Below are 13,296 nucleotides of genomic sequence, written 5' to 3'. Positions count from 1 at the left end.
TGTTCGAATTCGACAGCAAAGCTTCCCGGAATTTTTGAACATCCTCTTTGATTACTTCTCTGGCGTTTTCCGCTGCTTCTCCAGCCATGCTGCTGCCTTTTCCTGCTGGCTCATATCGAGCTTCATCCAATAACCCATGAATGCGCCCGCATCTTCTCCTGCCTCTTCAGACAAGATCGCCTCCCACGCCTCTGCATCCGCAATTCCCAAGCTGTATTTTTCCACATAGCGACGGAGCACTTCATGCAGCCGTTTCTCTCCCCATGCCTCCCGCAGCAGCCAGAGCATGGAGGATGTACGGGAGTAAACCAGATCACTGTAGCTCTGACTTTCGGGAAAAGCACCAAGCGCTTGCCAAGGACGCAGATGGCTGCCTACATATCCGGGGACGATCGTTCCATACGTCAACCGTTTCCGTACTCGCTCTGCCCCGATCAGCGGGTATAGGTCAGATAGAAAAGCTAGTGTGGCGTATTCAGTCAACCCTTCGTCCAACCAAGCTTCTTGCACTTGGTCATTCCCAATCAATCCATAGAACCACTGGTGCGCGGTCTCATGCACGACAGTAGCTGCCGCATTTTCACCGCCTAGCACGAAATGGCTGCCATCCAGAAATACCATGGCCGGGTACTCCATGCCATTGATACTTCCACCGATACGAACCACATCATACTCCTGATAAGGATAAGTCCCGAACTGACTGTTGAAATACTCCAGGGAGGCAGCTGCCGCTTCATGAACATGCCTGACGTCATCCACATTGTCCGTATTGCGCCACCACGTTCTGACTGCAGTATCTCCTACTTGGGTTTCCATTCGTCTATAAGTCGAATCTATGATGACAAGGGCAAAATCACGGACATCGTTTGCTTGCAAATGATGCGTCTTTTGTCCGGATCCCAAGGTGTCTGCTGCAGCAGTCGAATCGGTTGCCGAGCTAGCCAACTGATAGGAAGCCGGCAGCGTCACGTCCACCTCGTAATCTGCCGTTTCACTGTAAAAAGGATCTCCGATCGGCTCATACGGGTCCAGATGCCAGCCCTTTTCATCATGAACAGCAAGTATCGGCAGCCAGTTTCCCAGCCAGATAGCGTGATCGTCATAGGACATCCTGCCATCGTTATAGGGGAGTGTCAGTTCAAAGTCCATGGCTACATTGATTGGCACCGATTCACTAACTTCCTCTCCTGCAAGATTCAGCGGTACCTCCAGAATCGTTCCCGTACGCTTTGCGTTTACCGGTTTTCCATCTACTGAGAGCTTTGTACTATCATACGTAGCAAGCGTCGGTTGCTTGCCTAAAAGTTGCTCCCACTGTGTTCCCTTATGTTCGCTTGTAAAGGCATATGGATAGAGGTGGATGTACGCGCGCTTTGGATCTTTGGGCCAAAACGTGATGGTTATTCTGCCCGATACATGCCTTTTTACCGGATCAATCTGCACGTCTGCCAGGTAAACGGTCTTGTTGGAATCTGTTTTGTCTCTGGCCTTTGCAGGAGCAACCATTCCCCAAATCAACGCGGTACATCCGAGCAAGAAGAGCCATTTCCTCATGCCATCGCCTCCCTTTCCTCCTATCCTACCGGAACCTGGAAAAAAAGAACACCTTCTTATAATACCGACTCCAGCCACTGCAGCACCGTGTCTAGCGGCATCGTCTGCTCGATTCCCTGTCGCATATCCCGAATCACTACATTTCCGCTGTTGACCTCATTTTCCCCATAGATCAGGACAAAAGGAATCTGTTCTTTATTTGCATAATCAAGGGCTTTTTTCAGACGCTTTCCCGAGAGGTCTAGCTCGACCTTCATTCCGCTGGCACGCAATTGATTCGCTAATGCGAGACTCACTGCTTCCGTCCCCAGTGGCACAACCAATACGTCCGCCGCTCGCTCTTCCTGCACGCTCGGGGTCATCGTCAACGCTGCCAGGATGACATCTAGGCCAAATGAAATGCCTACGGCTGGATACACCCTTCCATCTCCAAGGAAGCGGCCAATAATCTCATCGTATCGTCCACCACCACCGATGCTTGAAGTTATACTGTTGTCCTGTAGGAAAATCTCGTATACGGTTCCCGTGTAAATCCCCAAGCCCCTTGCTAAAAATGGAGTAAAACGAACGTCACCGCTCACCCCAGCTCCCTTTATATATGCGAACAGCTGCCTGAGCTCGGCAGCACCTTCCTGCACCAACGGCGATGAGGAGAAGCGTTTCGCCAGCAGCTCCAGTGTGAGTCCACCGCTTTGCACAAAGGAAGTAATTGCTGCAACTATGGTCTCCTCCACATTTCTCTCACGCAAATCATCCTGAACACCACCGACACCGATTTTTTCCAGCTTATCGAGAGAGAGAATGACATCTCCTGCCCGTTCACTGGGAACACCCAGTTCCTGCAGCACGCCCGAGAGCAATTTGCGGTTGTTGACCTCGATGTAGACCTCAAGTCCCAGCTTTTCAAATGCGGCAAAGGCCATGCTGATCAATTCTGCTTCCGCCAGCATCGACGAAGTCCCTACGATATCCACATCGCATTGAATGAATTCGCGAAATCTCCCCGTTTTGACAGGACCATCCCGAAAAACCTTGCCGATTTCATAACGTTTAAAAGGCATTCGCATCTCTGGATTCATTCCGATTACTTTCGCCAGCGGCACTGTCAAATCGTAGCGCAGCCCCAGCTCCCGCTCTCCCTGGTCGCTCAAGCGATATACTTCTTTCAAAATTTCCTCTCCGCCGCCATATTTTGAAGCGAGGAGCTCGTAATACTGGATCATCGGCGTGTCGAGCGGCTTGCATCCATACGCTTCAAAAACACTTTCGAGCGTGCGGCGGATGCGATTTCTTTGCATCTGCTCCTGCGGCATGAAATCTTTGGTTCCTTTTACGTTTCTCAGTATTCCGTTTTCCATGGTTGAACACTCCTTCTGCTCTCATTTTTCCAAACAAAAAAGCCATGCGAAGGCTGCTCATGCCCGCATGGCTTGATAAACACCACCGCAGGCACAAAGCACAATAAGCGCTTGCACCTGCGGAAAAATTTCCGAAGATACAAACGCTCTAGCCGTGGTGATGCTGTTGAAGGAATCCGTAATAAACGCTCATAAGATTATCCCTCTTAAAAAAGATTTTTCCCATCATACCGCAGATGCGGGGCGAGAAGCAAGTACATGATTGACTTACGCACAAAAAAACAGCTCCCGTCCAAAGACAGGAAGCCGTTCATCTATGATTCCTATTTCCTATTCGCGCAGCCAGATAAAGTACGCCAGGAAGACGAAGAACAGGACGTACATAGCCGGATGTACTTCACGCGCCTTGCCTTTCAGCACCTTCATGACTGGGTAGACAATGAAGCCAGTAGCAATTCCTGTCGCGATGCTGTAGGTTAACGGCATCAGCAGGATCGTCAGGAATGCCGGGAACGCCTCGTCCAGGTCATTCCAAGCTACCTTCGCGATATGCGAAGCCATCAGTACACCAACGATGATCAGTGCTGGAGCAGTAACTGCTGGCGTAACAATCGCGAGAACCGGGAAGAAGAACAGCGATAGAAGGAATAAAATGCCCACTACCACAGCCGTAAATCCAGAGCGACCGCCCGCAGCTACACCCGCCGTCGACTCGACATAAGCCGTAGTCGTAGACGTACCTAGAACCGCACCTGCCATACCCGCAATCGCATCAGACGCGAGCGCTTTTCCTGGACGTGGCAGATTGCCATCCTCTTTCAATAGACCAGCTTGACTGGCAACTCCCAATAGCGTACCTGTCGCATCAAAGAAGTCAACAAACAGGAACGTCAGGACAACAATCAGCATGTTCACTGTGAATAATGCGGAAGGATCTGCGAGGTATTGGAAAGCCGCACCAAACGTAGGAGCAAGACTTGGAATTGGAGCAACGATACTGCTTGGCAGACTCACCAATCCAAAAATCATCCCGACCACTGCCGTTACCACCATACCGATAAAGATACCCGCATTGATTTTACGAGAGAGCAAAACAACAGTAACAATAAGACCAAATACAGCGAGCAACGCATTCTTCGCAGCCAGAATTTCCTCTGGCTTCATTCCCTCATGAAAAAAGGTTAGATGTCCCAATGCCACAAAGGTAGCGTCATTGGCTACAACAATACCTGCATTTTTCAAGCCGATAAAAGCGATAAAAAGACCAATTCCTGCTGATACTGCATATTTCAAACCTTGAGGAATCGCTTTGATGATTGTCTCACGTACACCTGTTAGTGACAGGATCAGAAAGATCGTACAAGACAGGAAAACTCCAGCAAGTGCCTGTTGCCATGGAATTTGCATGGTCAACACAACCGTATAAGTAAAAAATGCATTAAGTCCCATACCCGGTGCCTGTCCAATCGGCAAACGTCCGAGGAATGCCATCAACAGCGTACCGATAGCAGCAGCCAAAGCCGTTGCAGTAAATACTGCTCCGAATTCAGGATAGTTTGCTTTCAGTTCAGGTGGCAGATCAGCACCGCTAAGGATGAATGGGTTAACAGCCAAGATGTATGCCATTGCTAAAAATGTGGTAATACCCGCGATGATTTCGCGGCGGTAATTGGTGCCTAGTTTGTCGAACTCAAAATACTTCCGCACCTATAGTCCCCCCATTGTGATGGTTGTGGTAAGCAAAAAAAGGCCGAGACGCTACTATTATGCGCCTGGCCTTTAAACAAAACACACCGGGAACTATTCCAAAAATAATATAAAAACCTCTATCGAAGCCTCCTCACAGAGGAACGACCGCGTTTTAGCAGAAGGTTTTTATGCGTTCCGGGAAGTTTAAGCAAGATTGCTTTTATACGATGAAGCACTTAAACTTTCCTACACGTTAACAAAACCGCATCCCGTTGACATTTTGTTCGTAGCCAGGTCGTTAATGGCGACCTCGTAGAAACTCTCAGGCCATATTCCCAAGAATATACGAACCTTCTTATGTTACCTCTTACACATTGAGAAGTGTAACAGGTGCAAAAGCGAATGTCAACGAAAATACGAACGTTAATATTTACTTATCAGTAAACATCCGTGTTTTAATTACTCCCACTCAATGGTTGCTGGTGGTTTCGAAGTGACATCGTAGACGATCCGGTTTACGTTGTCTACTTCATTTACGATCCGTGTCGAGATTTTCTCCAATACGTCCCAAGGGATGCGAGCCCAATCCGCAGTCATCCCATCAATGGAAGTAACAGCGCGAATACCTACTGTGTAGGAGTAGGTCCGCACATCACCCATTACGCCTACGGTCGTCATATTCGGCAGAGCCGTGAAGTATTGCCAGATTTCCCGATCAAGACCTGCTTTCGCAATCTCTTCGCGCAGAATCGCATCGGATTCACGAACAATCTTCAGCTTTTCTTCTGTAACCTCACCCAAAACGCGAATACCCAGTCCTGGTCCTGGGAACGGTTGACGCCATACGATCTCGTCTGGCAAGCCCAGCTCAGTACCCAGCTTGCGCACCTCGTCCTTGAACAGTGTTTTCAACGGTTCAATCAGAGTGAATTTCATGTCTTCTGGCAAACCGCCTACGTTATGGTGCGATTTAATCGTTTGAGCCGTAGCCGTTCCGCTCTCCACGATATCGGTATACAGTGTGCCTTGTGCCAGGAAGTCCATGTCTGTCAGCTTTCCAGCCTCTTCGTCAAAAACGTAAATAAATTCGTTACCGATAATTTTACGTTTTTGCTCTGGATCGGAAACGCCTTTCAGCTTACTCATGAAACGCTCGCGAGCATCAATTTTGATTACTTTCATGGAAAACTTTTCAGCGAATGTCTCCATTACACTCTCTGCTTCCCCTTGGCGCAAGAGTCCATGGTCAACGAACATGCAAGTCAATTGATCTCCGATAGCTTTGTGGATCAGGGCTGCTACTACGGAGGAATCTACACCGCCGCTCAATGCACACAGCACTTGCTTGTTGCCGACCGTTTTACGAATGTGAGCAATTTCATCCTCAATGAATGTAGTCATGCTCCACGTTGGTTCACATCCACAAATATTAAACAGGAAATTGCCGATAAACTCCGATCCTTTCACTGTATGGCGAACTTCTGGATGGAATTGAACACCGTACAGCTTGCGCTCAGGATGGCTTATCGCAGCTACTGGGCAGCTATCGCTTACTGCATCGACGCGGAATCCGGTTGGGAGCTCTACTACTTTGTCGGAGTGGCTCATCCAAACGATTTCACTCGCATCCCATTTTTCATACAGGCCATGCTCTTGCTGCAAACGAAGCTCTGCTTTACCATACTCGCGTTTACCCGCGCGCTCTACTTTTCCTTCGAGCATATGGCTCATCAGTTGCATACCGTAGCAAATACCCAGGATCGGCAAGCCCAATTCAAAAATAGCAGCGTCTACCTTCGGCGCTCCTTCTTCATAGACACTTGCTGGACCACCGGAGAAAATAATCCCCTTTGGATTCATTTCCTTGATCTTTTCCACAGGCGTATTGAATGGTACCAATTCGCTGTAAACACCCAGATCGCGGACGCGACGCGCGATCAACTGATTGTACTGGCCCCCGAAATCAAGTACGACGACCATTTCCATTGACTTGTCCATGACATCCCCCTTCTCCTGCATTGCACAGGACGCACAAGTTACAGCCCACGCTTATTGCCGGCTGACCTGCTTGTTACCTAACCAGACGTTTCCGCTTCCCCCGGATGAAGGTACATGTGAAGTTGTCGCATATTTGCAAAAAAACCGGGACTGTTACCTCCGAAAAATCATACGGAGGCAGCGTCCCAGCTTGTGTACACATGTGCGGTTGCATGTACAAAAATCCGAAGTGCTCTCCTCGTAGTCGCTCAATTTACGGTTGAGCGGTAGAAACTTTCAGGCCATATTCCTGATCATTATACGAGTCTCATTGATCGTCATTCTAGCAGATGAGACGTCATTGTTCAAGGCTTCAGTTGACGGAGCAATCTTTCTATTAGTTGCTCTGCCACTGTGCGTGCCTTTTGTTCCATCTCCTGAAAGCCGTAAACCGCTCGTTCGTACATCTCCGTCAAATAACGCAGATCCTGCCTTTTGTCACCGGGAATGGTGAGCCTGCTTACATATTCGCGCAAGGTTTCCCCGGCTTGACGGCGTACATAAATGCTCTCTACCATACGCATCAGCAGATTGTATCTTTCCTTGTAGTGCGTACTCCGATCGCTATTCATTTGTCGACGCAGCCACCATACTTGAATGTCCTTTTTGCGACGCAGCGCTGCCATACCCGCCACAGCGAGCAAAGCAATGACTCCAACATTTACCTGCCATGGAATAGAAAAGCGTTTGCCAGAAGCACTATCCCCTTCTTCCAATTGGTCGAGGCGACCATCCCCACGATCTGGAGTCGTCGTATTCCCCAATTCAGGCAATGGAATCGGAAATTGCGGCTGCTCTGTTTGCAGGTCGTAATGAAAACGAACAGGAGACATAAAGGTACTCGTTGCTTCAAAAGGAATCCAGCCGTGTTCTGGGAAGTAAACCTCTACCCAAGAGTGAGCATCCTTGTTACGTATCTCCATGATCTCGTTGTTTTGACCATCTGTCCCCACTCGCTCACCAGGGGCAAACCCTTTTACCCAGCGTGTCGGAATATCCAGGGTACGAAGCATTACTGCCATCGACGTAGAGAAATGGTCGCAATAGCCTCGCATGCTATCAAACAAGAAATGGTCGACAAAATCCTGACCGTTTTGCGGTACAGGAACATCTTTCGTTTCATACTTATATTTTCCACTCGAGCGTAAGTAATTCTCGATTGCTCTCACTTTTTCATACGGGGTCTTCGCGTCCTTTGTCACTGTCTGAGCCAGCTCTTTGACCCGCGGTGGCAATGTTGCCGGCAGCTGCAAATAACGCTCCTTGATGTCCTCAGGATAATCCGTTCCCGCTTGGGTGACGGCTTTTTCGCTGACAATCGGGACTTCTGCCTCTACATGGTACTCATTCAGCTTTAACAACGAAGGATTGGGTCCTATCACAGACTTTTCATTCGACCCTGGCTGAATCAAATTCGTTTTCCCGGCACGCACTTCCAGCTGCTGGTGTATAAGATCATAGACCACGGTAGCATTCGGCGGTGCATAATTGCTCACCTTATTCAACTGGCCTGGGTAAAATACCGTTGCGAACTGCTGCGGCCCTTTGAATTCCAGCGAAGCATTTACTTTCTTGGTCTCAAATCCGTGAAACAGAGAATCTTTCCACTCGTATTTCTGTGGGTCCAGGATCGATTCGTACTCCCGTTTCCCTTTTTCCCAACCTATCCCGGTATACAGATCCTTGGAATCTCCGCGCCAGTAGCTGCGTTCATTGGTCGTTGCAACAAAGACCAGCGTATCGTCCTGCAAAAAAGGACCTCCGAGCCGCTCATCATTGTTGTCGTAACCAACTTTTTTCATGACCCCAACAGGTGCGTTTTTATCACTGCCCGTCAAAAAGGCGATTGGATCAGGCCAACTCGCGTCTTTTTTGGGCGCAGCGTAGCCTATCCCTACACTGACGACAATAATCATTAGCGATGCCAACAAGGAATTCCCAAGAACACGCCCTCGCTTACCAGCCAAGGTCGCTATGCTTGTCATCTTCATCAAATGACTGACGGCCAAAAGCAAGAAGCCATAGATTAACGTACGGACAATCCCTGCACTTGCATCATAAGGAAGGAATGTATCTAACACACATAAATACAGCTCTGTTAGGAATACAAACCATAAGCCTTGCCGCTGCTCTAACACCAGGTACGTCAGCATGGACAACAGAATGACCAACACCAGGTCAAACATGGCATTGCGTGATACAAGAGACATATCGGCCCAGTTCTGCTTTAATGCCAACGGAAGGTCACGTAGTACGTTTCCGTATAGTTCTACAAGCCATTCGGTTCCAAAAAAAGGAGTGTCAAACAAGGTAGTATGCAGCAGCCACAGAAGGCCAATCAACTTGATCGGTAAGGTAAGCCCTCTATACGGGATCCAAACGTCGATAAACAGAACTCCAGCCGCGATGACAAAGAATGGCCATAGAATCCCTGTATCTGTCAGCTGTTGCATGGGGAGAAGCCATTCTCGCAACAAAAGGAACAGAAAAAGGGCCGAGACCCATTCCAAGATCTTTGGTTGTTTCCACATGCTCATGAGTCTACGCACCTCCGATCCGCATCCACTCGTTGGTATCAAGGTGGATAGACGTACATGTCACCTTGTTTGCGCTCAACAGTTGCAGCACTCGCTTCTGTTCTTCAGAGAGCGAGTGTTCAGCGTGTACGTAAAACAATTGTACCCGCCTGCCTTTTTGCGAAAGTGCGATGAGTCGACTGATCAGTTCTTTCTCTACACGTGGAGTCACGATGATGAGCGTCACTCCCTGAGGCTGCTCTAATGCTTCTCGTCCAATAACCTTTGCAAAAGGCTCGCTGCCCTCTGGCATAACCCGCGCCAACTGGTCAAACACGCGAAGAAAATGGGCATGAGAGATCGCTGGCGAAAGCGATACGCGTTCCATTTGCTTATATACGAGTCCGTAGTGATACTGATTTCGATTGGCAAAAGCTATCAGGCTGGCAGTCAGCTTTACAGCCGCTTCAAATGTTTGTGCAGGCTGACCACGGTAGCTTGCGTTCTCCACATCGAGGAAAAACACGGCCTGATTCATCGCCTGATGCTCGAACTCCTTTGTTTTCAAACCCGTTCCCCGCGCAGAAGCCCTCCAATGAATTTGGCTGAGACGGTCGCCGCGATGATACTCTCTCACTCCGCGAACCGCAGCCACATCATCCGATCGCCGATGCGCAACATGCACATTCCCGCTAAAGCTTCCATCTCCCAATGCCCAATGCGTCAGTTCCTTATAAGCAGGATAAACGAGAAACTCTTGGGAGAGTGCAAAAACCTTTCGCCGTTCAAAAAAGCCAAAAAAGTCGCCGCCGCTTACAATGCAATTCGTTAATCGGTAATGCCCCCGCGGCAAATTGGGAATGACGTAACGAAACTCTACTTCCCTTTTAAACCATGGGAATATCAACTGCCGATGTGGCTCATATACGCCTGCAAGCCTCTCAGGCAAAGGCTCCACGACCACATTCCATCCGAGCGGAAACCAGATCCGGCGTCGTAAACGAATGGTGACAATCACGTTATCCCCATCCTGCAAGCGGTTCCGATCTATTTCACGTACAACCTCTAGGGTTGAAAACATCAAAAAATAGGCCAACATTTCATACACCAAAAAGACTAAACTACTGTAAAACAAAAACCAACTGGAAAATCCGCCCTGGAATTTGGCAAAAATATAAGTGACGACGACCAATCCAATTACTTTGGCTTTGCCCCATCTTTGCTGTCTCATCCGCGTCACCGCCTCAACTTACCGGTACACGCGTTTCAGACAAGATCGCCGTCAGTATCCGTTCTACAGTCGATCCTTCCAGGCGAGCTTCCGGCTTCACCATCATCCGGTGAGCAAAAATAAGTGGTACGAGTTCTTTTACATCATCCGGAATAACGTACTCCCGTCCACGTACAAACGCTAGTGCCTGAGCGGCCCGGTAGAGTGCAAGCGAGCCTCGTGGACTGACTCCCAAGTAAACATGATGATGATCGCGCGTGCGATGGCACAGACGGACGATGTACTCCTTGATCCCCTCAGAAATCTTGACTGCCGATACTTGTTGCTGCAATTGTGCCAGCTCTTTGGCCGTCATCACTGGTTCCAGTTGTTCCAATGGATTGGCGTCGGAGAACCTGGACAGCATGCGCATCTCCTCATCCACACTTGGGTATCCCAGACGTAATTGCATGAGAAAACGGTCCAACTGCGCTTCAGGCAGTGGGAATGTCCCTTCATACTCCAATGGATTTTGTGTCGCCATGACAAAAAAGGGCTCAGGCAAACGATAGGTAACGCCATCGACGGTAACCGAACGCTCTTCCATCGCCTCCAAGAGTGATGATTGCGTTTTAGGTGAAGTCCGGTTAATCTCGTCTGCCAGAATTACATTGGCAAAGAGTGGCCCTTGGCGAAATTCAAATTCTAGACTCTTCTGATTAAAGATCGCTACCCCGGTTACATCAGTCGGTAGCAAATCGGGAGTAAATTGAATTCGCTTGAATTCTCCTCCTACTGATTTGGCTAGTGCGCGGACCAGCATCGTTTTTCCTACACCGGGTACATCCTCCAGCAAGACATGTCCATTAGCCAATACCGCTGCAACCATCATTTCAATGACTGGTCTTTTTCCAATCAGGACTTTTTCTATATTCTCTATTAATTTCGTGACTGCAGGATGCGTTTGTTCCACTTTTATTGGATTCATGCAGATACAACTCCTGTTCCATTGTATTCTTCAGTCAAATGTATAACAGCAACTACATAGGCAAAAGATGCATCCTCATTCTAAAGTAATAGATGAGATAAAGAGATACAAGGAAAAAACACTTAAAATTTGTAAAATTATGAAAGGTATTATAAAAAAAAGAGTAGGACCAATTCCTACTCTTCGATTTCATATGAAATAATGGCGTGCCCTGAGAGATTCGAACTCCCGACCTTTTGATTCGTAGTCAAACGCTCTATCCAGCTGAGCTAAGGGCACATATGGAGCGGACGACGGGTCTCGAACCCGCGACCTTCGCCTTGGCAAGGCGACGCTCTACCAATTGAGCTACATCCGCATTTGAAATGATAAAAGGTTTGCTCTGGCTGCAAACCTTTCTGTTAAAGTATGGTGCGGGTGAAGGGACTTGAACCCCCACGGTTGCCCGCCAGAACCTAAATCTGGTGCGTCTGCCATTCCGCCACACCCGCATGGACCTAAAACAGAAAAGGCCGATATTTCTATCGTACTTTTACTTCTTTAGTTATAAAAACTGGTGAGCCATGAAGGACTCGAACCTTCGACCCTCTGATTAAAAGTCAGATGCTCTACCAACTGAGCTAATGGCTCGTAAAAATGGCTGGGGTACTAGGATTTGAACCTAGGAATGACGGAGTCAAAGTCCGTTGCCTTACCGCTTGGCTATACCCCAACAGTGGTGCCGGCAATAGGACTTGAACCCACAACCCCCTGATTACAAGTCAGGTGCTCTACCAATTGAGCTATACCGGCAAAGTTGTATTGAAAGTGGTGGCTCGGGACGGAATCGAACCGCCGACACGAGGATTTTCAGTCCTCTGCTCTACCGACTGAGCTACCGAGCCATACATATGATTAGGTTGCCATTCTTTCAGACAAAAATGGCGGAGCTGACGGGACTCGAACCCGCGACCTCCGGTGTGACAGACCGGCGTGAACTCCAACTTCACCACAGCTCCATATTTGGTTGCACCCAAGGGCACTCCCATTTCACTTGAGCAAAAAGAATTTTCGGCGTCATTCAAGTGAAAAATTTGGTTGCGGGAGCAGGATTTGAACCTGCGACCTTCGGGTTATGAGCCCGACGAGCTACCGAGCTGCTCCATCCCGCGACAATAGTAAGTGATTTGTTTAAATAAGTGGTGGAGGCTGACGGGATCGAACCGCCGACCCTCTGCTTGTAAGGCAGATGCTCTCCCAGCTGAGCTAAGCCTCCAAATCACCCCGAAATGTGAAGTGAAGCTTTGTAGCAACACCGAGTACTTTTCAGGGGCCCCGTCAACTTGAAGGATGATAAAAATCATCCGTTTCACTTTATGGGGTGCTATGGTGACCCGTAGGGGATTCGAACCCCTGTATGACAGCGTGAAAGGCTGCTGTGTTAAACCGCTTCACCAACGGGCCATGCAATATAAGAAAACATATGGTGCGGTCGGCGAGACTCGAACTCGCACGGGTCGCCCCGCCACCCCCTCAAGATGGTGTGTCTGCCAATTCCACCACGACCGCAACTTAGGATGGTAGCGGCGGAGGGAATCGAACCCCCGACCTTTCGGGTATGAACCGAACGCTCTAACCAGCTGAGCTACACCGCCATAAAACTATGAGGTTAAAATACATATGGCGGAGAGTGAGGGATTCGAACCCTCGCTACGCTTGCGCATACTAACGGTTTAGCAAACCGTCCCCTTCGGCCTCTTGGGTAACTCTCCATATGTGGCTCCTCGGGACGGACTCGAACCGCCGACCGATCGGTTAACAGCCGATTGCTCTACCAACTGAGCTACCGAGGAACATTGAAGGTCATTCCTTCAAAACTGAATACGCATGTTTGCTAAGAGTGTGGATAAGTCCTCGACCGATTAGTATTCGTCAGCTCCACGCGTTACCACGCTTCCACACCGA

7 protein-coding genes, 15 tRNA genes and 2 riboswitches are annotated in these 13,296 nt (G+C 48.9%); all 22 genes read right to left on the bottom strand.

The window, feature by feature from the left end:
- Positions 1–51: 51 nt before the first annotated feature.
- On the bottom strand, positions 52–1,554 hold the full coding sequence (locus tag ACIFQN_RS24990) for a M1 family metallopeptidase (RefSeq protein ID WP_429835738.1): 1,503 nt from the start codon (positions 1,552–1,554) through the stop codon (positions 52–54).
- Between the two features lie 56 nt (positions 1,555–1,610).
- A complete protein-coding gene (locus tag ACIFQN_RS24985; RefSeq protein WP_429835737.1) occupies positions 1,611–2,912 on the bottom strand; it encodes a histidine--tRNA ligase in 1,302 nt (433 codons plus the stop codon).
- A gap of 330 nt (positions 2,913–3,242) precedes the next feature.
- On the bottom strand, positions 3,243–4,619 hold the full coding sequence (locus tag ACIFQN_RS24980) for an NCS2 family permease (protein WP_429835736.1): 1,377 nt from the start codon (positions 4,617–4,619) through the stop codon (positions 3,243–3,245).
- Positions 4,620–4,868: 249 nt separating this feature from the next.
- Positions 4,869–4,970, bottom strand: a riboswitch (purine riboswitch).
- 90 nt (positions 4,971–5,060) lie between these two features.
- The gene (gene guaA / locus ACIFQN_RS24975) at positions 5,061–6,599 is read right to left on the bottom strand and encodes a glutamine-hydrolyzing GMP synthase (RefSeq protein ID WP_429835735.1); all 1,539 of its coding nucleotides are present in this window, start codon (positions 6,597–6,599) and stop codon (positions 5,061–5,063) included.
- A 221-nt stretch (positions 6,600–6,820) separates the two neighbouring features.
- A riboswitch (purine riboswitch) is annotated at positions 6,821–6,923 on the bottom strand.
- A gap of 20 nt (positions 6,924–6,943) precedes the next feature.
- Positions 6,944–9,175, bottom strand: coding sequence for a transglutaminase TgpA family protein (locus ACIFQN_RS24970; RefSeq protein ID WP_429835734.1), 2,232 nt, complete (start codon positions 9,173–9,175; stop codon positions 6,944–6,946).
- A gap of 4 nt (positions 9,176–9,179) precedes the next feature.
- Positions 9,180–10,385 carry a DUF58 domain-containing protein gene (locus tag ACIFQN_RS24965; protein ID WP_429835733.1) on the bottom strand — a complete coding sequence of 402 codons (1,206 nt, stop codon included), beginning with the start codon at positions 10,383–10,385 and terminating at the stop codon, positions 9,180–9,182.
- Between the two features lie 13 nt (positions 10,386–10,398).
- Positions 10,399–11,352, bottom strand: a complete 954-nt coding sequence (locus ACIFQN_RS24960; protein ID WP_429835732.1) for an AAA family ATPase — start codon at positions 11,350–11,352, stop codon at positions 10,399–10,401.
- 202 nt (positions 11,353–11,554) lie between these two features.
- Positions 11,555–11,631, bottom strand: a tRNA-Arg gene (locus ACIFQN_RS24955).
- A 3-nt stretch (positions 11,632–11,634) separates the two neighbouring features.
- Positions 11,635–11,710 (bottom strand) — tRNA-Gly (locus tag ACIFQN_RS24950).
- 51 nt (positions 11,711–11,761) lie between these two features.
- Positions 11,762–11,843 (bottom strand) — tRNA-Leu (locus ACIFQN_RS24945).
- A gap of 63 nt (positions 11,844–11,906) precedes the next feature.
- A tRNA-Lys gene (locus tag ACIFQN_RS24940) sits at positions 11,907–11,982 on the bottom strand.
- Positions 11,983–11,989: 7 nt separating this feature from the next.
- Positions 11,990–12,064, bottom strand: a tRNA-Gln gene (locus ACIFQN_RS24935).
- A 4-nt stretch (positions 12,065–12,068) separates the two neighbouring features.
- Positions 12,069–12,144: transfer RNA gene (locus ACIFQN_RS24930), tRNA-Thr, on the bottom strand.
- A 16-nt stretch (positions 12,145–12,160) separates the two neighbouring features.
- Positions 12,161–12,236 (bottom strand) — tRNA-Phe (locus tag ACIFQN_RS24925).
- A 37-nt stretch (positions 12,237–12,273) separates the two neighbouring features.
- Positions 12,274–12,350: transfer RNA gene (locus ACIFQN_RS24920), tRNA-Asp, on the bottom strand.
- A gap of 76 nt (positions 12,351–12,426) precedes the next feature.
- Positions 12,427–12,503, bottom strand: a tRNA-Met gene (locus ACIFQN_RS24915).
- 28 nt (positions 12,504–12,531) lie between these two features.
- Positions 12,532–12,607, bottom strand: a tRNA-Val gene (locus ACIFQN_RS24910).
- A 111-nt stretch (positions 12,608–12,718) separates the two neighbouring features.
- Positions 12,719–12,795: transfer RNA gene (locus ACIFQN_RS24905), tRNA-Glu, on the bottom strand.
- A gap of 20 nt (positions 12,796–12,815) precedes the next feature.
- Positions 12,816–12,900: transfer RNA gene (locus ACIFQN_RS24900), tRNA-Leu, on the bottom strand.
- Positions 12,901–12,909: 9 nt separating this feature from the next.
- A tRNA-Met gene (locus ACIFQN_RS24895) sits at positions 12,910–12,986 on the bottom strand.
- Between the two features lie 26 nt (positions 12,987–13,012).
- A tRNA-Ser gene (locus tag ACIFQN_RS24890) sits at positions 13,013–13,103 on the bottom strand.
- 5 nt (positions 13,104–13,108) lie between these two features.
- Positions 13,109–13,184 (bottom strand) — tRNA-Asn (locus ACIFQN_RS24885).
- Positions 13,185–13,296 lie beyond the last annotated feature (112 nt).

It is taken from the genome of Brevibacillus sp. NRS-1366, from assembly GCF_050467985.1.
The sequence above is the reverse complement of the archived record's forward strand: the minus strand, read 5'-3'. Positions and strand labels throughout refer to the sequence as shown.

What these genes read in the sequence shown, in the direction of transcription:
- ACIFQN_RS24965 (WP_429835733.1), bottom strand. Translation starts at nt 10,385, where the DNA reads ATGAGACAGCAAAGATGGGGCAAAGCCAAAGTAATTGGATTGGTCGTC.
- ACIFQN_RS24990 (WP_429835738.1), bottom strand. Translation starts at nt 1,554, where the DNA reads ATGAGGAAATGGCTCTTCTTGCTCGGATGTACCGCGTTGATTTGGGGA.
- guaA (WP_429835735.1), bottom strand. Translation starts at nt 6,599, where the DNA reads ATGGACAAGTCAATGGAAATGGTCGTCGTACTTGATTTCGGGGGCCAG.
- ACIFQN_RS24960 (WP_429835732.1), bottom strand. Translation starts at nt 11,352, where the DNA reads ATGAATCCAATAAAAGTGGAACAAACGCATCCTGCAGTCACGAAATTA.
- ACIFQN_RS24985 (WP_429835737.1), bottom strand. Translation starts at nt 2,912, where the DNA reads ATGGAAAACGGAATACTGAGAAACGTAAAAGGAACCAAAGATTTCATG.
- ACIFQN_RS24970 (WP_429835734.1), bottom strand. Translation starts at nt 9,175, where the DNA reads ATGAGCATGTGGAAACAACCAAAGATCTTGGAATGGGTCTCGGCCCTT.